The 19,340-nt window shown below is 51.5% G+C and carries 23 protein-coding genes; 9 read left to right on the forward strand and 14 right to left on the reverse strand.

Features of this window, described 5'->3' with window-relative positions; all coding sequences use genetic code 11:
• A partial coding sequence (locus tag FHC52_RS20980; protein ID WP_000851394.1) for an IS1 family transposase occupies positions 1-98 on the forward strand: 98 nt, incomplete at its 5' end.
• Between the two features lie 143 nt (positions 99-241).
• Here the strand turns inward: FHC52_RS20980 and FHC52_RS20985 are convergent.
• Positions 242-436: an AlpA family transcriptional regulator gene (locus tag FHC52_RS20985; protein ID WP_045620757.1), complete on the reverse strand. Its 195-nt coding sequence runs from the start codon at positions 434-436 to the stop codon at positions 242-244.
• Between the two features lie 477 nt (positions 437-913).
• Positions 914-1,288 (reverse strand): helix-turn-helix domain-containing protein, encoded by a 375-nt coding sequence (locus FHC52_RS20990; protein WP_028017850.1) that lies wholly within the window; start codon positions 1,286-1,288, stop codon positions 914-916.
• Positions 1,289-1,533: 245 nt separating this feature from the next.
• On the opposite strand from FHC52_RS20990, the gene FHC52_RS20995 reads away from it, so the two are divergent.
• A complete protein-coding gene (locus FHC52_RS20995) occupies positions 1,534-2,079 on the forward strand; it encodes a hypothetical protein (RefSeq protein ID WP_127341061.1) in 546 nt (181 codons plus the stop codon).
• A gap of 20 nt (positions 2,080-2,099) precedes the next feature.
• Positions 2,100-2,453, forward strand: a complete 354-nt coding sequence (locus tag FHC52_RS21000) for a hypothetical protein (RefSeq protein WP_072032704.1) — start codon at positions 2,100-2,102, stop codon at positions 2,451-2,453.
• 57 nt (positions 2,454-2,510) lie between these two features.
• Here FHC52_RS21000 and FHC52_RS21005 read toward each other — a convergent pair whose 3' ends face one another.
• Together FHC52_RS21005 and FHC52_RS21010 are read right to left on the reverse strand one after the other, a co-directional pair.
• The gene (locus FHC52_RS21005; RefSeq protein ID WP_024906634.1) at positions 2,511-3,773 is read right to left on the reverse strand and encodes a site-specific integrase; all 1,263 of its coding nucleotides are present in this window, start codon (positions 3,771-3,773) and stop codon (positions 2,511-2,513) included.
• 193 nt (positions 3,774-3,966) lie between these two features.
• Positions 3,967-4,830 (reverse strand): YicC/YloC family endoribonuclease, encoded by an 864-nt coding sequence (locus FHC52_RS21010; RefSeq protein ID WP_008502687.1) that lies wholly within the window; start codon positions 4,828-4,830, stop codon positions 3,967-3,969.
• 125 nt (positions 4,831-4,955) lie between these two features.
• Between FHC52_RS21010 and rph the strand changes: the two genes are divergently transcribed.
• Positions 4,956-5,672 carry a ribonuclease PH gene (gene rph, locus FHC52_RS21015; RefSeq protein WP_006812424.1) on the forward strand — a complete coding sequence of 239 codons (717 nt, stop codon included), beginning with the start codon at positions 4,956-4,958 and terminating at the stop codon, positions 5,670-5,672.
• A 67-nt stretch (positions 5,673-5,739) separates the two neighbouring features.
• Positions 5,740-6,381 carry an orotate phosphoribosyltransferase gene (gene pyrE, locus FHC52_RS21020; protein WP_126288183.1) on the forward strand — a complete coding sequence of 214 codons (642 nt, stop codon included), beginning with the start codon at positions 5,740-5,742 and terminating at the stop codon, positions 6,379-6,381.
• Positions 6,382-6,463: 82 nt separating this feature from the next.
• Here the strand turns inward: pyrE and slmA are convergent, their stop codons facing one another.
• The 3 genes from slmA to coaBC all read right to left on the reverse strand — a co-directional run bounded on the left by slmA (position 6,464) and on the right by coaBC (position 8,828).
• Positions 6,464-7,060 (reverse strand): nucleoid occlusion factor SlmA, encoded by a 597-nt coding sequence (gene slmA, locus FHC52_RS21025; RefSeq protein ID WP_008502690.1) that lies wholly within the window; start codon positions 7,058-7,060, stop codon positions 6,464-6,466.
• Between the two features lie 120 nt (positions 7,061-7,180).
• A complete protein-coding gene (dut, locus tag FHC52_RS21030) occupies positions 7,181-7,639 on the reverse strand; it encodes a dUTP diphosphatase (protein ID WP_008502691.1) in 459 nt (152 codons plus the stop codon).
• On the reverse strand, positions 7,617-8,828 hold the full coding sequence (gene coaBC, locus FHC52_RS21035; RefSeq protein WP_025910617.1) for a bifunctional phosphopantothenoylcysteine decarboxylase/phosphopantothenate--cysteine ligase CoaBC: 1,212 nt from the start codon (positions 8,826-8,828) through the stop codon (positions 7,617-7,619). The genes dut and coaBC overlap by 23 nt, the downstream gene beginning before the upstream one ends.
• A gap of 172 nt (positions 8,829-9,000) precedes the next feature.
• On the opposite strand from coaBC, the gene radC reads away from it, so the two are divergent.
• The 4 genes from radC to mutM all read left to right on the forward strand — a co-directional run bounded on the left by radC (position 9,001) and on the right by mutM (position 11,196).
• Positions 9,001-9,669 carry a DNA repair protein RadC gene (gene radC / locus FHC52_RS21040; RefSeq protein WP_008502693.1) on the forward strand — a complete coding sequence of 223 codons (669 nt, stop codon included), beginning with the start codon at positions 9,001-9,003 and terminating at the stop codon, positions 9,667-9,669.
• A gap of 218 nt (positions 9,670-9,887) precedes the next feature.
• On the forward strand, positions 9,888-10,124 hold the full coding sequence (gene rpmB / locus FHC52_RS21045) for a 50S ribosomal protein L28 (protein WP_002436699.1): 237 nt from the start codon (positions 9,888-9,890) through the stop codon (positions 10,122-10,124).
• A 22-nt stretch (positions 10,125-10,146) separates the two neighbouring features.
• Positions 10,147-10,314, forward strand: a complete 168-nt coding sequence (gene rpmG, locus FHC52_RS21050) for a 50S ribosomal protein L33 (RefSeq protein WP_003024094.1) — start codon at positions 10,147-10,149, stop codon at positions 10,312-10,314.
• 72 nt (positions 10,315-10,386) lie between these two features.
• Positions 10,387-11,196 (forward strand): bifunctional DNA-formamidopyrimidine glycosylase/DNA-(apurinic or apyrimidinic site) lyase, encoded by an 810-nt coding sequence (mutM, locus tag FHC52_RS21055; protein WP_220420246.1) that lies wholly within the window; start codon positions 10,387-10,389, stop codon positions 11,194-11,196.
• Between the two features lie 2 nt (positions 11,197-11,198).
• Here mutM and coaD read toward each other — a convergent pair whose 3' ends face one another.
• The 7 genes from coaD to FHC52_RS21090 form a co-directional block, all read right to left on the reverse strand.
• Positions 11,199-11,678, reverse strand: coding sequence for a pantetheine-phosphate adenylyltransferase (gene coaD / locus FHC52_RS21060; protein ID WP_008502695.1), 480 nt, complete (start codon positions 11,676-11,678; stop codon positions 11,199-11,201).
• A gap of 3 nt (positions 11,679-11,681) precedes the next feature.
• Positions 11,682-12,452, reverse strand: coding sequence for a glycosyltransferase family 2 protein (locus tag FHC52_RS21065; RefSeq protein WP_032654450.1), 771 nt, complete (start codon positions 12,450-12,452; stop codon positions 11,682-11,684).
• Positions 12,452-13,726 carry a lipid IV(A) 3-deoxy-D-manno-octulosonic acid transferase gene (waaA, locus tag FHC52_RS21070; RefSeq protein ID WP_126288179.1) on the reverse strand — a complete coding sequence of 425 codons (1,275 nt, stop codon included), beginning with the start codon at positions 13,724-13,726 and terminating at the stop codon, positions 12,452-12,454. Before waaA ends, FHC52_RS21065 begins: the two co-directional genes overlap by 1 nt.
• Before the next feature lie 156 nt (positions 13,727-13,882).
• Positions 13,883-15,517, reverse strand: coding sequence for a sulfatase-like hydrolase/transferase (locus FHC52_RS21075; RefSeq protein WP_008502698.1), 1,635 nt, complete (start codon positions 15,515-15,517; stop codon positions 13,883-13,885).
• Between the two features lie 18 nt (positions 15,518-15,535).
• Complete coding sequence (locus tag FHC52_RS21080; RefSeq protein WP_032654456.1) at positions 15,536-16,507, reverse strand: hypothetical protein; 972 nt, start codon at positions 16,505-16,507, stop codon at positions 15,536-15,538.
• 8 nt (positions 16,508-16,515) lie between these two features.
• Positions 16,516-17,499, reverse strand: coding sequence for a glycosyltransferase (locus FHC52_RS21085; protein WP_047748122.1), 984 nt, complete (start codon positions 17,497-17,499; stop codon positions 16,516-16,518).
• Positions 17,500-17,644: 145 nt separating this feature from the next.
• A complete protein-coding gene (locus tag FHC52_RS21090; protein ID WP_126288177.1) occupies positions 17,645-19,015 on the reverse strand; it encodes an O-antigen ligase in 1,371 nt (456 codons plus the stop codon).
• Between the last annotated feature and the right edge of the window lie 325 nt (positions 19,016-19,340).

Genomic DNA, 19,340 nt, shown 5'->3' on the forward strand with positions numbered 1-19,340 from the left:
TGGCAAGGCTGGGCAGGAAGTCACTGTCGTTCTCAAAATCGGTGGAGCTGCATGACAAAGTCATCGGGCATTATCTGAACATAAAACACTATCAGTAAGTTGGAGTCATTACCGGATATTTTCTTTATAAATGGGTTGTGGCTTTGAATGTACCTAAATACATTGATTCTAGATAGGTGGTATATAGCGTGCTATTAGAGGGGAAATCAGATAAAGCTATTTGAACTCTGAAATGATTAGATCACATTGAATCCACTATCAGACGACTTGATATCCACTCCAAAACCTCTTCTTCTCGCCATGCAACTGCGCGTGCTCCGGTTAGGCTGACTTGGCGAGGAAACGCTCCTGCTTCGATTAGTCGGTAGAGCGTTGCACGAGAAATTGCGCATAGTTCCAGAACAGTTTTAACCTTGATTAGACGTTTATTCGGCATCGTTTGAATCCACAAAAATAGCGCATCGGATTGATACCTCTACGATTTACAGTTTAGCAGATTGAATGAGCGAAACTCTTATAACATATTGAATTTAATGGTTTTTAATGATCGGAGTTTTCGAGGTGTTCGAAAGTTCGGGAAGTTTCGAAAGTTTCAAACGCCGAAAAGTTTCGGAATTTCTGGGTTTCAAAACAAAAGTTCAGCGGCGGAAAATTTCAGATTTCCATGTGAAAAGTTTCGCACCTACTGAACGAAATAGGTGAGTTTGGTAGATCTTGAGAACAGCCTTTTTGGGCTGCTCTCAGCGAATACTATGATTAAAAGAATGACTATTTTTACTACATTAGATTGGTTTTTAAGGAGTGATTATTAATCAATTAACTCGAAATGATATAGATGTTATGGAATTAAAATAAGGAGATTTCATGGCCTAGACATATTTATGTCTAAAAAGCTTCTTGAAAGATAGATTAATTATGTGTATTCATCTAGGAACATGATTAGAACCCTGCGTTGTTCATGTGTTAAACGAGGCCAAATTTGTTCAAATCTATTCTTTAGGTCTACATCTTTCACTGGAACAAATTCTGGTTGTTCGTTATTACCAGAGGAGTTCTCATCAAAGCAATCAATGAAAAACCAACCAATTGGCGTATTCATTTTTATGGCAATATTTACAAGATGTGCGACATTAATTTTATTGGCTCCTCTTTCATAACGTGAAAGTTGTTGCTGGGAAATATCCGTATACTCGGCTAATTGCTGTGCAGTCATACCAAGTTCTTTTCTGCGCATCTGGATACGTTGACCAACCATCTTATCAGTGACTTCGGATGCAAGCTTCGCCATTTTCCCGCCTTGTTTCCAACGTATATGTCTATAAAAGACATTTTGCGGGTGTTTTACTCTTGCATGAACATCGATAATGGATTATAAATTGATTTTTACTCCTTTATGGATTGTTTGGCTTCAAGGAAGTCCATTTTTCTATCATTCAGCTTCCATAAAAGGAACTTAACTGAAATTTGGTCTGACTTCATTAACACTAGCAAGCAATAACTTTTTCTAAGAATCTATGACAATTGAGAGGTAATATGAACAATTCATCTATCGCTAAAATATTAAGTATCTCGTTGTTGTTTTCTTGTAATATTGTCTATTCATCTTCGCATAATTTACATTTACAAGAGACTGCAAGTTCAGTGTCAACTCAGCAAGATGGAGTGACAAATAATGATGTATTAAAATACTTATCTGAAAAATACAGTAATGAAATCTCAAGCTTGGGACTTACAGATAAGCAACTCAACTCTAATGTTTATGTTCGCGCAAGCTTGAATGATAACTTTTTATTTTTCTCGAATCTGAAACAGTTTATCTCTGTTTTTTACGACCTTCCAAATCTTCAGTCAGTCAAAGTTGTTAAGTATGATAATTATATAGGTTTCAAAGTAAAACTTGCTGGGCGTCCTGCAACAGGGTTTGCACTTTATCAAGAGGATAATGAGTTTTTCTTGAAGGGGGTTATAAATGAAAAAGGACTTATTGCGGCTGAGAATATAGAAGAGGAGGGGCTGGTATTTAACTCATATTATTCAGTCGCTTTTGTTGTATTTAATAAGAATGGTGTTAAATATTAATCTTATATATAGATGCAGATATGAAACTTTTGACGGCTCTACCACTGATGATTTTGTGTTTTTCAACCAAAGCGAGTGATTTTAAAAAAATAAATGGAACACTCTCTTTGTATCAAAGCAAAAATCACACCGCCTTCAGTATTAATTCTTCACTTGGCACTACATCGGGAGTATGTGAGATAGGAGGTGAATTAACACTTATTGATGCACGTAAAGGGCAACGTAACCGTTGGGTTTATAGTGACCAGTCAAGCATGTGTGTTGTGTTGATTAGTGAATTAGATAATGGTGCCATGCAGGTTATCTCGAAGGATTGTGATAAACACTGTAGTGTAACATCTATAGGTTCTATAAACGGCACATATAATAAATGAAAGATTACTTTAGCCTGAAACTAATCAGGCTAAAGTAAATATTAATAGATTACAATATTACGCTATTTCTTTTCTTATTGGTTCTACGTTGTAATTATTACCCTTTTCCAATGTTGTAAGTAGCTCAGCCCATACAGTCAAAGCTTGCTTACGTTCTTCAAAGTATTGATAGCGATTATATATACCTTCAACGCCTTTGATTTTATGATTTAAGCAGCGTTCTGCTATCACCGGATCTACCCCCAGCGCAGCTAAATGGGAGCGGGCTGTTCGCCGAAAATCATGAATCGTGAAATTTGGCACATCTGGCATATTTGATCTTATTTTAGCCAACGCTACTGGTAATGTACTTTCCTGAATATGAGGAATCATGCGATGTTGCATTTTTCTTGCTGGGAGAACCCATTCACTGTTGCCGGACATGATTTTTAATTCTTTAATCCAGCCAACAACGGGTACCGCCAGCGGGATATCAATACCATCGCCGTTTTTAACGCGCTCAGCAGGTAAATGCCAGACGCCTTCATCCAGATCAAATTCTGACCATCTGGCACCACACAATTCCATCTTACGGCAGCATAGGGCTAAAATGAGCTTCATAGTTAGTTCATTTTGACGGGAAAACCCTTTGGTCAAAGGCATTACCTGAAAAAGCTGTACCAGCTCTTCTCGACTTAACCAACGTTCACGGCTTTGTTCTTGTCCTCCGGCATCAGAGATGTCAAATGCACTTGCTGGATTAGCAGCCAGCATGTGCCGCTTGATTCCATAATCAAAGATCCGTCGAGTCCATCTGAGGACGTCATTGGCAACGGTAGGCGCACCTCGTTGAAGGATCTTTTGCAACATATCATCAATATGATAGGGGCGAACGTCCTCTATTCGCAGGTTGCCTATGTTTGGATTTATATCTTTTTCGATTCGGCGGCGCAGTATGTCGGGGTGCTTCCAGCGTTTAAGTATTTGGCGTTCAAAATATTCGCTGGCTAATTGAGATACCCGAAGTGCATGTTTTTCAGACTCTATTTTTTTGAGGGCGTCAGCTTTCCGTTCTTGCTTCTCTCCGGCAACGTCATAACCCAATGCTACACGTGCAGAGAGTTCTTTGGCGGTCTCTCGCGCTTTTGCTAGTGAGAGTTCAGCATAGGAACCGATACCCATTACCCGCTGTTTTCCAGAGAAACGATAGCGAAAACGCCAGAATGGAGCAGCATATTTCTTTGGAAAACAAAGAGATAAACCATTGCCATCTGACCTTGCTTCGAAGCGTTCGTCAGCTCTGATCCATGCCTTGATTTGTATGTCTGTCATTTTTGCCATATATGACTCTGCTTATGTGCTGTGTGTACATAATCATGATGCCATAAAAGTCATTATGTACATAGTTAAGTACACGCTAAACATGCGCTGTAGTGATACATGATGAGACAAGGTGATAAAGATATAGCCCGTATTAACGGGCTATTAGAGGTGGTCTTAGCTTGGGTGAGACAAGGTGAGATCGTCTGAGATATTACTCAATGTTCTGGATCTGCTCGCGCATTTGCTCAATCAGTACTTTCAACTCAATCGCTGAATTCGTCACTTCCGCATTGATCGACTTAGACGCAAGAGTGTTCGACTCGCGGTTGAACTCCTGCATCATAAAGTCCAGACGGCGGCCTACCGCTTCCTTTTTCTTCAGAATGTTGTAGGTCTCTTTAACGTGCGCTTCCAGACGGTCCAGCTCTTCAGCGACATCAATACGTTGCGCCATCAGCACCAGCTCTTGTTCCAGACGGGTGTTTTCCAGCTGAACTTCTGCCTCTTCCAGTTTGGCGACCAGGCGCTCGCGCTGCCACTGCAGCACTTCCGGCATATGGGTGCGAACCTTAGCCACTTCCGCACTCACGCCTTCAAGGCGCTGCTCAATCATCGCTTTCAGCGCCTGACCTTCGGTTTCGCGGGCAACGATAAAGTCATCCAGCGTGCCGTCGAGGGCGGCCAGAATTTCAGCGGCAATCGCGTCCAGATCCTGCTCACCGGCGGCCATGACGCCAGGCCAGCGCAGAATATCAACCGGGTTGATTTCGCCTTCATCGCTCTGCATTTTGACCCAGTTCGCCGCATTCACGAGCTGTTTCGCCAGTTTTTCGTTGAGGATCAGCTCGCCCTGTGCGCTGGCATCAGGCTCAAAGCGCAGGTTACATTCCACTTTACCGCGCGTCAGACGCGTACGGATACGCTCGCGAACAACAGGCTCAAGGCTGCGGAACTGCTCCGGCATACGGAAATACGTTTCCAGGTAACGCTGGTTTACCGAGCGCATTTCCCATGTAGCGCTACCCCAGCTACCCTTGATTTCACGCCGGGCGTAGGCGGTCATACTGCGGATCATAGACATTCCCGTTTTTAAAGGAGAGATGGGGGGATTATAGCTTTCGGGGGCTTCTCAGGATAGGAATAAGCGTCCTTTATCCGTATAATGCGCAGCCACATTCGTTTCAAGCCGGAGAATCCATCATGCGTCCATCAGGTCGTAGCGCCAATCAGGTGCGTCCCGTCACCCTGACCCGTAACTATACAAAACACGCTGAAGGCTCCGTGCTGGTTGAGTTTGGTGACACCAAAGTGCTGTGTACCGCATCCATCGAAGAAGGCGTTCCGCGCTTCCTGAAAGGTCAGGGCCAGGGCTGGATCACCGCCGAGTACGGCATGCTGCCGCGCGCGACCCATACCCGTAACGCCCGTGAAGCGGCGAAGGGTAAGCAGGGCGGTCGTACCATGGAAATTCAGCGTCTGATCGCGCGTGCGCTGCGCGCCGCCGTTGATCTGAAAACCCTCGGCGAATTCACGATTACCCTGGACTGCGACGTGATTCAGGCCGATGGTGGCACGCGTACGGCCTCTATTACCGGCGCCTGTGTAGCGCTGGCCGATGCTCTGAACAAGCTGGTTGCTGCCGGTAAGCTGAAAACCAATCCAATGAAAGGCATGGTTGCGGCGGTCTCCGTAGGTATCGTAAACGGTGAAGCGCTTTGCGATCTGGAATACGTTGAAGATTCCGCTGCAGAGACAGACATGAACGTGGTGATGACCGAAGACGGTCGCATCATTGAGGTGCAGGGCACGGCAGAAGGCGAGCCGTTCACCCACGAAGAGCTTCTCTCCCTGCTGGCGTTGGCCCGAGGGGGAATCGAATCCATTGTCACGACGCAGAAAGCGGCGTTAGAAAATTGATTTTAAAGGCGACCAATGAGTCGCCTTTTTTTTGCCTGTAAGACAGAAAAACCAAAGGAGCTAATCCATGAAATCGTATCAGCGCCAGTTTATTGAGTTTGCGCTTAACAAGCAGGTACTTAAGTTTGGCGAATTTACGCTGAAATCCGGGCGTAAAAGTCCTTATTTCTTCAACGCCGGGCTGTTTAATACCGGGCGCGATCTGGCACTGTTAGGCCGTTTCTATGCCGAAGCGCTGGTGGATTCCGGGATTGATTTTGACCTGCTGTTTGGCCCGGCCTATAAGGGCATTCCGATTGCGACCACTACCGCGGTGGCGCTGGCGGAACATCATGATCGCGACGTGCCGTACTGCTTTAACCGCAAAGAAGCCAAAACCCACGGTGAAGGTGGGAATCTGGTCGGCAGCGCGCTGCAGGGCCGCGTCATGCTGGTGGACGATGTGATCACCGCGGGCACGGCGATCCGCGAATCAATGGAGATTATCCAGGCCAACGGTGCAACGCTGGCTGGCGTGTTGATTTCGCTGGATCGTCAGGAGCGTGGTCGCGGAGAAATTTCCGCCATTCAGGAAGTGGAGCAGGATTACAACTGCACTGTGACGTCAATAATCACCCTGAAAGATCTGATTGCGTATCTGGAAGAGAAGCCTGAGATGGCGGACCATCTGGCAGCGGTAAAAGCGTATCGCGAAGCGTTCGGGGTTTAAGTGCATTGCCCGGTGGCGTTGTGCTTACCGGGCCTACCCGTTCGTAGGCCGGATAAGGCGACGCCGCCATCCGGCGATGGCGTTACTGTAATTGTGCCGCCACTAACGGCCAGCGGGCGTCAAAATCGTCCGTTGGACGGTATTTGAACTCGCTGCGCACAAAGCGGGAAAGCATCCCTTCACAAAACGCCAGAATCTGGCTCGCCAGCAGCGTTTCATCAATGCTGTATCCTTCACCCTCACGCATTTTCTTCTCGCGCAGAACCTGGCGCAGCTGCGCTTCAATGCGTTCGAAAAGCTGGTTAATGCGGCCCTGGAGTCTGTCCTGCTCAAACATCAGCGCGTGGCCGGTCAGGATACGGGTTAAGCCCGGATTGCGTTCACCGAAGCCCAGGATTAACAGCACTATCAGACGCAGACGCGCGGTAGTGTCTTTTTCGTCTTTCAGAATCAGGTTGATGCGCGTGATCAGGCTGTCTTCAATAAACTCGATCAGACTGTCGAACATCCGGGTCTTGCTCGGAAAATGACGGTACAGCGCCGCCTCAGACACGCCTACGGAGGCGGCCAGTTTAGCGGTGGTGATGCGTTGACTGCCATCGCTGGATTCAAGCATCAGAGCCAGAGATTGAAGTATTTCTTCGCGACGATTCCTTTTCGCGGTTTGTTTTTCTGCCATGTTACAAAATACCCCTGAAAATAAGCACTTGCCAGGCTGGCATCCACACAGCGACCGCAAACGGACGTTTGCGGTTTGTTATTGCATTATGACGCTGTGAGATACGTGTTTGTCGGGCCGTTACTTGCGCCCGGAATGGCCGAAGCCGCCTTCGCCACGGTCGGTGGCGTCAAAGTCTGCCACCAGGTTAAATTCTGCCTGTACCACCGGTACAAAGACCATCTGTGCGATACGCTCACCCGGTTCAATGGTGAAGCTGTCCTGACCACGGTTCCAGACGGAGACCATCAGTTGACCCTGATAGTCGGAGTCGATCAGGCCCACCAGGTTACCCAGCACAACGCCGTGCTTATGGCCCAGGCCAGAACGCGGCAGGATAACCGCTGCCAGCGACGGGTCAGCAATGTGAATCGCCAGGCCAGTCGGAACCAGGGTCGTGGCACCCGGAGCCAGTTCTACGGCGTCATCGAGACAGGCGCGCAGGTCAAGACCGGCAGAGCCGGAGGTGGCATAGGTTGGCAGCGGGAATTGCTCGCCAACACGCGGGTCCAGAATCTTAACGTCGATTTTTTTCATCATAACGGGTAACGATCTCGTCGAGTAAATGTTGGCCCAGGAGTTCCTTGCGCTCAAGCGGTAAGACTTTATCTCCATCCTGCCAGAAAAGGTGCAGTGCGTTGCTGTCGCTGTTAAATCCTTGTGTGGCCAGCGATACGTCGTTCGCGCAAATCAAATCGAGGTTTTTGCGGGTACGTTTTTGCCGGGCATATTCTTCCACATTATTCGTTTCTGCGGCAAACCCAACGACGTATGGACGGTGGCTTTTTAGTGCGGCGACACCGGCAACAATGTCCGGGTTTTTCACCATTTTTAGTGTTAATTCATCGCCTTGCTTTTTAATTTTAGCCTCGGCGATCGTCTCAGCACGATAGTCTGCAACGGCCGCACAGCCGATAAAAATCTGCTGGCTTTGCGCATGTGCCTGCACGGCGGCTTCCATCTCCAGCGCGGTGGTAACGTCAATTCGCTTCACACACGCAGGGGTAGGCAGAGAGACCGGGCCGCTCACCAGCGTGACGTTCGCACCGCGCTTCGCGGCGGCGGCGGCAATCGCAAAGCCCATTTTGCCGGAGCTATGGTTGGTGATGTAGCGCACCGGATCCAGCGGCTCGCGCGTGGGGCCCGCGGTAATCATGATGTTGAGATGTTGCAGATCGTTGACAGGCGAGAAGTGGGCTGCGGCCATATCAACAATCGTCAGCGGATCAAGCATGCGGCCCGGGCCAACATCGCCGCAGGCCTGGCTACCGCTGTCCGGACCCCAGATAAGCAGGCCGCGTGAGGCCAGGGTCTCAAGATTGTGCTGCGTAGCCGCGTTACGGTACATCTGCTGGTTCATGGCAGGCACGACGGCAACAGGCGCAGGTGTGGCCAGACAAATGGTGGAGACCAGGTCGTTTGCCATACCGGCCGCTACCCGGGCGATTAAATCAGCCGTGGCGGGCGCGAGGATAACCAGGTCTGCCCATTTCCCAAGCTCAATATGGCCCATCGCGGCTTCGGCGGCCGGATCGAGCAGGCTGTCAGATACCGGGTATCCTGAAACGGCCTGCAGGCTCAGAGGAGTGATAAAGGCTTTACCGCCTTCGGTTATCGCGACCCGTACATCTGCCCCGCGCTCGCGCAGACGACGCACCAGCTCCGGCGCTTTGTAGGCAGCAATACCGCCGCTCACGCCAAGAACGATTTTTTTACCGGCCAGGCTCATCATGATTCTTTCCTGTTGGGGTTCACCAGAGAGCGGGCATTTTATCACAATCCCCAAAACGGGGTGATTTTGTCCTTCGACCACTTTGCGAGGCGCTACGCAAGAACGCAACGTGGTCGTCGAGTGCCTGACTGGCCTGTGGCAGCATGCGGTTAAAAAAGGGAGAAAGAGCATGGAAGAAGAGGATGAGCCGCTGCTGCCGCGCGAAAAACTGCTGCGCTATGACGTCACCCTGTTAAAAGATGATGAACTGCTGGCGCTCTTTTTACGTACCGGAACGCCCGGTAAAACGGTATTTACGCTGGCAAAAGAGCTGATCGTACATTTCGGTTCTCTGCACGGTTTGCTGACCGCCGAACTGGCGCAGTTTAAGCACGTAGAAGGGATCGGTGTGGCGAAATATGCCCAGTTGCGGGCCATTGCTGAACTTGCCCGCCGTTTTTACAATGTCCGCATGGAGAAGGACGATCCGATCCTGACGCCAGCGATGACGCGTGAATATCTGCAAAGCCAGTTAACCGATATCGAGCGCGAGATCTTTATGGTGATCTTTGTCGATAACAGAAACCGGGTACTGAAACATAGCTGCCTCTTTGCCGGCACGTTAAGCCACGTTGAGGTGCATCCGCGAGAAATTGTGCGGGAAGCGATAAAAGTGAATGCAGCGGGCGTGATCCTCGCGCATAATCACCCCTCAGGCTGTGCAGAACCGAGCAGAGCGGACAAAGAAATCACCGAGCGCATTATCAAATGCTGTCAATTCATGGACATTCGTGTGCTGGACCATCTGATAATTGGCCGCGGAGAGTACATTTCTTTTGCAGAACATGGCTGGATTTAGGCTATTTCTCGCGATCCATCGGGATCTTTGTCTGTTCGGGACTTGAGCACACCGCCGAGTCAGCGTATACTACGCCACCTTTGAGAATCTCGGGTTTGGCATTTGGGCCTGGCAATCGAGAGTTCACTTAGAACTATGCGATGACCGGGCTGTAAAGCCTGACGAGGCGCCGATACCCCATACGAAGCTCGAGCTAATTTGATTTTTGGAGAATAGACATGTCCCGAGTCTGCCAAGTTACTGGCAAGCGTCCGGTGACCGGTAACAACCGTTCCCACGCACTGAACGCGACTAAACGCCGTTTCCTGCCGAACCTGCACTCTCACCGTTTCTGGGTTGAGAGCGAGAAGCGTTTTGTCACCCTGCGCGTATCTGCTAAAGGTATGCGTGTAATCGATAAGAAAGGCATCGATACAGTTCTGTCTGAACTGCGTGCCCGTGGCGAAAAGTACTAAGTACTTAAAGAGGAAATAAATCATGGCTAAAGGTATTCGCGAGAAAATCAAGCTGGTTTCTTCTGCTGGTACAGGTCACTTCTACACCACCACGAAGAACAAACGTACTAAGCCGGAAAAACTGGAACTGAAAAAATTCGATCCAGTTGTACGCCAGCACGTACTGTACAAAGAAGCTAAAATCAAATAATTTTAGTCTCCTTGTATCGAAAAACCCCGCAACTGCGGGGTTTTTTGCATTCTGTATCTCAACGGAGGAACCATGCCTGAATTACCTGAGGTAGAAACCAGCCGTCGCGGCATTGAGCCCCATCTGGTCGGCGCGACGATTCTTCACGCGGTTGTCCGTAACGGGCGTCTGCGCTGGCCGGTGTCCGATGAGATCCATGCCCTGAGCGATAAACCCATCCTTAGCGTGCAGCGCCGCGCGAAATACCTGCTGCTGGAGCTGCCCGACGGCTGGATCATTATCCACCTGGGGATGTCCGGGAGCCTGCGCGTTCTTACCGAAGAACTGCCTGCGGAAAAGCACGACCACGTCGATCTGGTGATGAGCAACGGCAAAGTGCTGCGTTACACCGATCCACGGCGCTTTGGCGCGTGGCTGTGGACGAAGGAGCTGGAAGGGCATAACGTGCTGGCGCATCTGGGCCCGGAGCCGCTCTCAGACGCGTTTAACGCGGAATACCTCAAGGCGAAGTGCGCGAAGAAGAAAAGCCCGATTAAGCCCTGGCTGATGGATAACAAGCTGGTGGTCGGCGTGGGGAATATCTACGCCAGCGAATCGCTGTTTGCGGCCGGGATCCACCCCGATCGGCTGGCCTCGTCGCTGTCGGCGCAGGAGTGCGAGCTGCTGGTTCGGGTGATTAAAGCCGTATTGCTGTGCTCAATTGAGCAGGGGGGGACAACGCTGAAGGACTTCCTGCAAAGTGACGGCAAGCCGGGCTATTTTGCCCAGGAGCTGCAGGTGTATGGCCGTAAGGGCGAACCGTGCAGAGTCTGCGGCACGCCCATTATTGCCACGAAGCACGCCCAGCGCGCCACGTTCTACTGCCGTCAGTGCCAGAAATAGGGCTACTTGAGCTTTTCCATCAACGCCTGGTGGACGTTAACCGGCAGGAAATGGGTAACGTCCCCGTGATGTCGCGCCACCTCTTTCACCAGCGTGGACGAGATAAACGACCACTCTTTGGAGGGCATCAGGAATACGCTCTCCAGTTCCGGCATCAGGTGGCGGTTCATGTGCGCCAGCTGCATCTCATATTCGAAGTCTGCCACCGCGCGTAAACCGCGGATCAGAATGTTCGCCTGCTGGGCGCGGGCGAAGTTAGCCATCAGGTCGCTGAATCCGACCACCTCAACATTCGGCAGGTGCGAAATGGCATCGGTGGCGAGCTGCACGCGCTCGTGGAGGTCAAACATCGGCTTTTTGCTGGGGCTGGCGGCAATGGCCAGGATCACCTTGTCAAACATGCACGCCGCACGGGTGATGATATCAAGATGACCGTTGGTGATCGGATCGAAGGTACCCGGATAAATCGCTTTTGTGCTCATGGCTCACGTTTTCTCTGAGTAGCCGCGGCAGAGCGCCCACAGCTCGGTGTATTTGTTGAAAGTATACTGGGCATTGACTACCGCAAGTAACCAGCCCTGCTTACCGTCCAGCACGCCACCACGCAGCAGGAGCGTTTTCAGGAACGCGCCCAGCGTGTGGGTAAAGATACCGGTCAGTGAGGCCTTCTTGCCGCGCTGGTGACGCTCCTGCGCCCAAGCCGTGGCATAGTTGAGCTGTTTACGCTGGAAGCTCGCGAAATCGCGGCAGGTCAGGTGCAGCAAATCGCCCGTCAGGGAGATGATCTGGGCGTTGTCGCAGGCCAGGGATTCATGCACCAGATTGTCGTTGTACTGATACCGCTCGCGCTCGTAGAGGCGCGTCACGCGGTCAGGATACCAGCCGCTGTGGCGCATAAAACGGCCAAGGAAGTAGTTGCGGCGGGCAATGCTGTATACAGCACCAGGTTGAGGTGAGGAAAGCACCGCCTGAATGGCCTGCTGAAGCTCCGGCGTGATGCGCTCGTCAGTATCGAGCATCAGGACATAATCTCCGGTGGCAAACCCCTGCGCGCGCTGGCGCTGGAGGCCATAGCCTTGCCAGTCAGTATCGATAAAGACTTTTGCGCCCGCTGCCCTGGCAACGTCCACCGTGTTGTCCGTACTTCCGGAATCAAGAACGACTATCTCGTCAGCCCAGGCAACCGACGCCAGGCAGTCCGGAAGCAGGTCGGCGGCGTTTTTGGCGATCATCACGACCGACAGACGCGTTGACATCAGTGGCTCCGCTGGGGCAGGTAAGGTTGCAGAAGCTGCAGCAGACGGGTCAGGGCACCCTGGTTCTGGTGCAGCACTTCGACTGCATGTCGCCCGTACCACAGGCGATAATCTTCGTCAGTCAGAAGGGTTGAGACCTCTTTGACTACCGAATCCGCATCGGTCACGGTAATTAAACCATCGGCCTGCTGTAATTTCGCGCAGATATCTTTGAAGTTAAATGTGTGCGGCCCCATCAGCACCGGAATCGCGTGGGCTGCCGGCTCGAGCGGGTTATGGCCGCCGCGCTCCACCAGGCTGCCGCCGACAAACGCGAGGTCAGCAATGCCGTAGAGCAGCATCAGTTCGCCCATCGTATCGCCAATCACCACCTGGGTGCTGCCAGACGGGATCTCCCCGCTGCTGCGCAGCGTGAAGCTGAAACCGGCTTTCTGAACCATTTCACGGGCATCTTTAAAACGTTCCGGATGGCGGGGCACGAGGATTAGCAGTAAATCAGGGAAGCTTTCCAGCAGCTTGCGGTGCGCCTGCAGGATGATCTCTTCTTCACCGTCATGGGTACTGGTCGCAATCCAGACCTGACGACGCGGGGCCCACTGGCGGCGAAGCGTGATCGCGCGGGCGGCGAGTTCAGGGGTAACCGAAATATCAAATTTCAGGCTACCCGTCACTGCAAGCTGGTTGCGCTTCAAGCCCAGAGAGATAAAGCGTGCCGCATCTTCTTCATTCTGCGCGGCAATCAGGGTGATTTTGCTCAGCAGGTGGCGCATAAATTTACCCAGCTTGCCGTAACCTTTCGCCGAGCGCTCTGACAGGCGCGCGTTGGCAATCACCAGCGGAATTTTACGGGCATGCAGGGCGGAAATCATGTTCGGCCACAGTTCGGTTTCCATCACAATCACCAGCTTCGGGCGAACGGTATTCAGGAAACGATTCATGGCGCAGGGGAGATCGTAAGGGAGATAGACGTGATGAACGTCTTTGCCGAAAGCGGATAACGCGCGCTCCGAGCCGGTTGGCGTCATCGTCGTGACGGTAATCGGCAGCGACGGGTAGCGGTGACGCAGGGCGCGAACCAGCGGGATCGCCGCCAGCGTTTCACCGACAGAAACGGAATGCAGCAAAATACCGTCCGGCGCGACTTTATTGCGGCAGAAGCCATAGCGTTCAGCCCAGCGTTTACGATACGCAGGCGCTTTACGGCTACGAAGCAACAGTCTCAGCCACACCAGTGGCTGAATAATGTAGAGCAGGGCGGTATACAACAATTCCAAGCGATTATCCGTTTTTTTAGTTTCGGCGGGCAAATTCTAAGCATTTGAGCCGTCTAAAGCTATCTCTTTGGTGTTTTAAGATACCCATTTGCCTGCGTTACGCTCATTCGCCTGAAAAAAAACGGGCAATTTCTTGCCCGTTTCATGTCTGACCGATTAGCGCTCCGCTTCGGGGAGGGCATTCAGATGGTAGGTTACGCGCTCCGAAAGCCCGCGAATATCACCGCCAGTGATAAAGAAGCTGTCATCTTTTTGATTCGGATTGCTGACGTCGTAGCCCAGCATCTTGTTGATGAGCGTTGCCACCTGATAATGGTTGAGAGGTACCTGCGGGCTGATCTCCTTCATGGCGTAAGCCGGATCGTTACTGAAGTAGAGGAACGGTACCTGAGCAATTGGCATTTCAACAACCGAGTGGCCAAACAGACCGTTATCGCCCACGCGTTCACCGTGATCGGAGGTGATAAACACCAGCACCGGCAGTTTGGATTTTGCCAGCGCGGTGCGAATCGCGGACGCGAGTTCTTTGTCATACAGGCGGACCGCATCGTCATACTCGTTTTTCTTCTGCGCCACATCATCACTCAGACGCGGCGTAGAGAATTTCGCGAAGCCCTGCGGAATATTACGCTCGTACGGAATATGTGGCGCGCGGCTGTTGAGCACCATCAGGAACGGTTTGTTCCAGTCCAGGGTTGCTTTCTCAACGGATGGCGTCAGAACAACGTCTGCGCCGACATCTGGTGCCGGGCGGATCTGGGTATCTTCCCACAGATCGATATCATGGATGCCAATCCAGTTGCTCAGCCCTTCCAGCCCCTGGGCGGAGATAAAGGCGGTCTGATAACCCTGTTTCTTCGCGTTGGCGAAGATATTGGTGGATTTCGATTTATAGGCCCCGTAGTTATCCGGCTCGCGCAGATTATTCACCAGCATCGGGATGGCCACGCGGGTGGACACGGCGTTGGAGACAATCAGGCGGCCCGTACCTTGATACTGCTGGAGCAGCGCTTTCAGCTCAGGCGTGGTATCGCGTTCGTAGCCCAGAGCGCTGACGTGGTGCGGATTAAGGCTTTCACCTATCGCCAGAATAATCGAATATTTACCCGCGCGCGTATCCTTAACAGGTTTGACCTGGTAGGGATCGTAGTGGGTCAGATTCTGGTTTTCGCCTGACATCGCTTCCGGGATCAGGCGTATGGCGCTGAAGCTCATTGCAGACAGGCCGTTACGCAGCAGGGAGTGGCGCAGGTCCGGGTTGAACTTGTACATCTGCCCGTCGATCGCTTTGTAGAACTGACCGACAAACATCACGACAATCGCAAGCAGGCAAGGAAGCGCAATCCATTTGTGCCAAAGCGGCGCCAGACGACGCGCAAAGACCAGCGCAAACACGACCGCCACAATCATGATGGCGAAGTAGATGCCCAGTGAACCCAGGCTGTCGGTGATCCCACTGGCAATGTCTTTCGTTTCCACGAACGCCAGCCAGACTTCGCTCGGGCCATAGAACTGACCGTAGAACTGGTAGTACACCGCTTCCGAAATCTGAACGATAAACGTGACGGCCAGCAGCAGGCGAGTCAGGAAGAAACGCGCGCTGGCTGCGGCAAGCAGGGAAATGATCAGATACAGCGAGATATCACCGGACTTCGGCTGGTAGACGTGATCTTTCAGCAGAATGATGATTTCTGAAAGCGAGAACAGCAGCAGGAATGCCAGCGTCAACCCCAGGGTGCGCAACAGATTGCTGCGCGGGGTGAACGAAGAGTGTGTCGTTGTTTTGAACATGGAAGGACTCTATTCCGATCAGAACTTTTTAGTCAGCGGGCGAATGGCTTTACCAAAACCAAAGCGCAGTGCGCGAACTACCGTAGGACGATTGTGCAATCCTTTTCGCCAAATATCCTCAAACAGGGCATACCAGCGTGCAGCGACCGCTTCGCGGGAATAGACCTGTAGGCGTTTCTCACCCTGTTCGCGCATCTGACGATACAGTTCAGGGGAGTTTTTCAGACGCATGATGGCATTGAAGGCTTCATCAGGGTTTTTGGCGATCAGGTAGTCCAGCTCGCTTTCGCGGATCGCGCGATAAGACGGCTCGTCATCGCAGACCATCACCGTTTTCCCCAGCCAGTTGTTAATGAGCTTACTGGCAGGCTTACGCGCCAGTTTGTGATCGTGTGATTTGCGGAAGCTGATGCACACGTCCACGTCCTGGTAGTTTGTCCAGTTATCGAACGAGATGCGGAGCTCAATACCTTGTTCGGCAAGACGTTGCTTAAAATTCCCTTCGCGGTATTCGTCCGGGAAACTGTCTACACGGCCGAAGAATGCGACGGTTTTGATTGTCTCGTCGGTGCGTTCGCGTGGTTTTACGCCCGGCTGTGGCCAGTAGGGGACGAAAATACGATTGCTATGGTTGTCTACTTCCGGATTCTGGTCGACGACAACATCGGCGCCAATCACGGGAGGGCGGTCCGCACGCGCGACCACGGTGAAGCCACGCCACGGCTTCACGCGGGAACCAAAGTCGTCGTTATGCATCAGGTTAATGGCATCTGGCCTGCATTCAGAGCCAAACGAACACTCGATTGCGTCACCATAATAGTGCTTTAGCGCCAGGGTAGTCTGGAACGTCCAGCCACCGCGGCCGCCACAATAAAATCGCTCCGGAATATCGTCAGGATTGACCTGGTTATCCAGGAGAGTCTGGAAATCTGCGTAGTTTTTAGCGATGAAATCCGCGCGGGAAACCGCGTGTAATTTAAGTTTGGTCATAATTTCCGTTAGCCAAGAATTTTTTTAAGACGGAAGTAGCGACGTCCCAGACGCCACCGTTGGCGGAAGCCGCGCGCATTTTGCCAAATCAGCGTCCAGATACCGCGATCGAAAAGCTCACGGGTGATCTCGCGTTTTTTGGCCATATCTTCAATGTTATTAATGCTATGCAGGATCCCCAGACCCTCTTTGGCGATTTGCCAGCGGCAGGCGGGCACGCGTTTCACCTGTTCCGGATAGCGTTTGTTGATGGCGTCCAGCATCTCCAGAATCTTCATATAATGGCGCGAAGAACGCATGCGCGTGTCGTCCGTGCCTGGCGTATGGGAAACGGAAGCGGAGTGGATTAGGTAGTCGTAATAGGTCTCATCAATATACTGCACGCGTCTGGCGGTGAGCAGCACTTCCGTAGTCCAGGGGATGTCCTGATGGCGCAGACCCTGTTCAAAGCTGAAGCCCTGCTCTTTGATAAAGGCATGGCGATAGATGTTCAGCCACGTCACGTGCAGGAACTTGCGCGATTCGAGCGCCATCTGCAGCCAGGTCGGGCCGTCCAGCACGTCGGTTGACGCAAGTTTATCTGAAGGGAAAATCTTCTTCGACGGGCGTCCGTCGTCATAAATGTAGGTACCGTTGCAGGTCGCGACGTCCAACTGCCCGGCGAGTGCAATCTCCAGCAGGCGCGGATACATACCCGGATAGATAACGTCATCAATATCCGGGAACGCGATGTAATCGCCCGTTGCTGCGGCCAGACCGGTATTACGGGCCGCAGAGACACCCCCATTAGGCTGGTCGATGACGTTAAAATGACTGAATTCACTGGCGTAGCGGGCGATGATCTCTGCAGAGCCGTCAGTAGAGCCGTCATTAACAATAACAAGTTCCAGGCTGTGCAGATTCTGTTTCTTTATGCTGTCAAAAAAAGCGCTCAGGAAATTCTCGCCATTATAGACGGCGACAACGAGGCTTAATTGAGGCGTTCCAGACATGCTTACTCCGTAATTTAACGCGGTGAGATGCGGCTAACGAGCGATACAGCAATGTGCAATGGCTTTTCGACAGCCGGCAGGCAAAAGAGTTCTGATAGGTAACGTTGCGCCGATGCGTATTGTCAACGGCGCTATGTATACGCAATCAGGAGGTTGTTTCTGTTCGTTTAGCGGGCCGTAACGCGCACATTCCCACAAGCAACCCGGTTAACAGCATATATTGTTCCAGGTAGTGATCTTTCAGATTGTGGTCAACCATGGTGCGGGAGAAGAAACCAACCGTAAACAGCAGCAGGAACATGCCCGCCATCATATTGCCATGGCGGAACTCGCGCCAGCCGATGTACCAGCAGCCTGCCAGCAGAATCAGCCAGCCTGCAATGCCCGCGATGCCGTTCTGGATACCAAACTCAATCAGGCCGTAGTGGCTGTGCGGAATGTTAATGCGATTGTCCTGCGTGTCGCGACGCAGCACATAGCGGAAGGCCTCTTTGCGAGGCCCCATTCCCGCAGGGTGTTCACCTACCAGTTTCCAGCCCTGATGGAAGAAGCTGGCACGACAGCCGTTGGAGTGATCCATTGGACGACCGAGATCGTTAGTCGGTACAGTTCCGTCTGTTCTGTTATAGCAAAAACTGGTGAAAGGCGCGTTCCAGCCTGTTACCGCATCATCTTCCAGATTTTGCCAGCGCGGATCGGTTTTCCAGGAGGCATAGCCCAGAAGCGCAGAAGCGATAATAATGCCCAGAAGGATGCCACCGGTGAGCAGCACCCGGCTGCGACGCATACTGTGCAGGCTGAGCAGTAGGAAGGTGGAGAACAGGCTGCCGACCAGTCCAATCGTTCCCCAGCGGGTATCGACTAACGCCGTGCAGACAAGGTTACACAGCAGCATAAAGGCGAGGAACGGTGTCTTCAGGCGTAAGAAACGCTGATGAAGCAGGCCGCGCGTAAGCAGTTCGGCGAGCAGGAAACCGGTGATCATATTGACCTGGAAGCTCATGCGCGTGCGGTTATAAACAATCCGCGTTTCGCCCCAGTGGATCACGCCGTCTCGCCAGTAAAGCCAGACGGTATCAAGGAGGTGGATACAGACGACGCCCCAGAAAAAAAGGACGACGAGAGTAAAGAAACGGGCTGCCGATAAAGAGGGGAAGCGCTCCTGAATCACCGGTAATAACACCAGGCCCGCACAGAAAAGCAATACCGGACGTAACCACTGTCCATCCCAGGTCGACACCATTTCTTTAATATCTGGCGCGACAAAAAAGCCGTTAATCAGGATAAAGAAGGTTAATGCCCACAGCACAATAAGCACGAACTTAATTTTGTTTAAGTCCAGCGCTTTTCTCGCCACTGAAGAGCTAAAGAAAAGACCGAGCGCCACCACAATATTAGGATAAATCAGTCCATTACGATGAAAAGGTAGCTGATCGTTTGGGATTGGCCAGATAAAACATAAAGCCAGTACAGACAGAACTAAAAGACCTGTCAGGATGTTACGAGTATTTGTCATAATTTTGGTACTGGTAAAGGATCTCGGCGTTAATTCCGGTTAGTTAACAATGCCATATGCAGATTCCACTGATTTTGAGTGGAATAAAAGCCTGAGAAAATTACCACAGAAGCCATTACTACAGAAGGACAATGTTTGTAAGCAAGATTAATCCGCCTGTGCATTATCGTAATACCCACGTATATAATCGGCGGCCTGGACAGCGGTTTCAGCTAAGGAAGGTGCGAACAAGTCCCTGATATGAGATCATGTTTGTCATCTGGAGCCATGGAACAGGGTTCATCATGAGTCATCAACTTACCTTCGCCGACAGTGAATTCAGCAG

The organism is Enterobacter sp. EC_64 (genome assembly GCF_019584165.1).
Taxonomy (GTDB): Bacteria; Pseudomonadota; Gammaproteobacteria; order Enterobacterales; family Enterobacteriaceae; genus Enterobacter; species Enterobacter roggenkampii.

Coding starts and splice junctions, on each gene's coding strand:
- FHC52_RS20985 (WP_045620757.1), bottom strand. CDS start 436: ATGCCGAATAAACGTCTAATCAAGGTTAAAACTGTTCTGGAACTATGC.
- FHC52_RS20990 (WP_028017850.1), bottom strand. CDS start 1,288: ATGGCGAAGCTTGCATCCGAAGTCACTGATAAGATGGTTGGTCAACGT.
- FHC52_RS20995 (WP_127341061.1), top strand. CDS start 1,534: ATGAACAATTCATCTATCGCTAAAATATTAAGTATCTCGTTGTTGTTT.
- FHC52_RS21000 (WP_072032704.1), top strand. CDS start 2,100: ATGAAACTTTTGACGGCTCTACCACTGATGATTTTGTGTTTTTCAACC.
- FHC52_RS21005 (WP_024906634.1), bottom strand. CDS start 3,773: ATGGCAAAAATGACAGACATACAAATCAAGGCATGGATCAGAGCTGAC.
- FHC52_RS21010 (WP_008502687.1), bottom strand. CDS start 4,830: ATGATCCGCAGTATGACCGCCTACGCCCGGCGTGAAATCAAGGGTAGC.
- rph (WP_006812424.1), top strand. CDS start 4,956: ATGCGTCCATCAGGTCGTAGCGCCAATCAGGTGCGTCCCGTCACCCTG.
- pyrE (WP_126288183.1), top strand. CDS start 5,740: ATGAAATCGTATCAGCGCCAGTTTATTGAGTTTGCGCTTAACAAGCAG.
- slmA (WP_008502690.1), bottom strand. CDS start 7,060: ATGGCAGAAAAACAAACCGCGAAAAGGAATCGTCGCGAAGAAATACTT.
- dut (WP_008502691.1), bottom strand. CDS start 7,639: ATGATGAAAAAAATCGACGTTAAGATTCTGGACCCGCGTGTTGGCGAG.
- coaBC (WP_025910617.1), bottom strand. CDS start 8,828: ATGAGCCTGGCCGGTAAAAAAATCGTTCTTGGCGTGAGCGGCGGTATT.
- radC (WP_008502693.1), top strand. CDS start 9,001: ATGGAAGAAGAGGATGAGCCGCTGCTGCCGCGCGAAAAACTGCTGCGC.
- rpmB (WP_002436699.1), top strand. CDS start 9,888: ATGTCCCGAGTCTGCCAAGTTACTGGCAAGCGTCCGGTGACCGGTAAC.
- rpmG (WP_003024094.1), top strand. CDS start 10,147: ATGGCTAAAGGTATTCGCGAGAAAATCAAGCTGGTTTCTTCTGCTGGT.
- mutM (WP_220420246.1), top strand. CDS start 10,387: ATGCCTGAATTACCTGAGGTAGAAACCAGCCGTCGCGGCATTGAGCCC.
- coaD (WP_008502695.1), bottom strand. CDS start 11,678: ATGAGCACAAAAGCGATTTATCCGGGTACCTTCGATCCGATCACCAAC.
- FHC52_RS21065 (WP_032654450.1), bottom strand. CDS start 12,452: ATGTCAACGCGTCTGTCGGTCGTGATGATCGCCAAAAACGCCGCCGAC.
- FHC52_RS21075 (WP_008502698.1), bottom strand. CDS start 15,517: ATGTTCAAAACAACGACACACTCTTCGTTCACCCCGCGCAGCAATCTG.
- FHC52_RS21080 (WP_032654456.1), bottom strand. CDS start 16,507: ATGACCAAACTTAAATTACACGCGGTTTCCCGCGCGGATTTCATCGCT.
- FHC52_RS21085 (WP_047748122.1), bottom strand. CDS start 17,499: ATGTCTGGAACGCCTCAATTAAGCCTCGTTGTCGCCGTCTATAATGGC.
- FHC52_RS21090 (WP_126288177.1), bottom strand. CDS start 19,015: ATGACAAATACTCGTAACATCCTGACAGGTCTTTTAGTTCTGTCTGTA.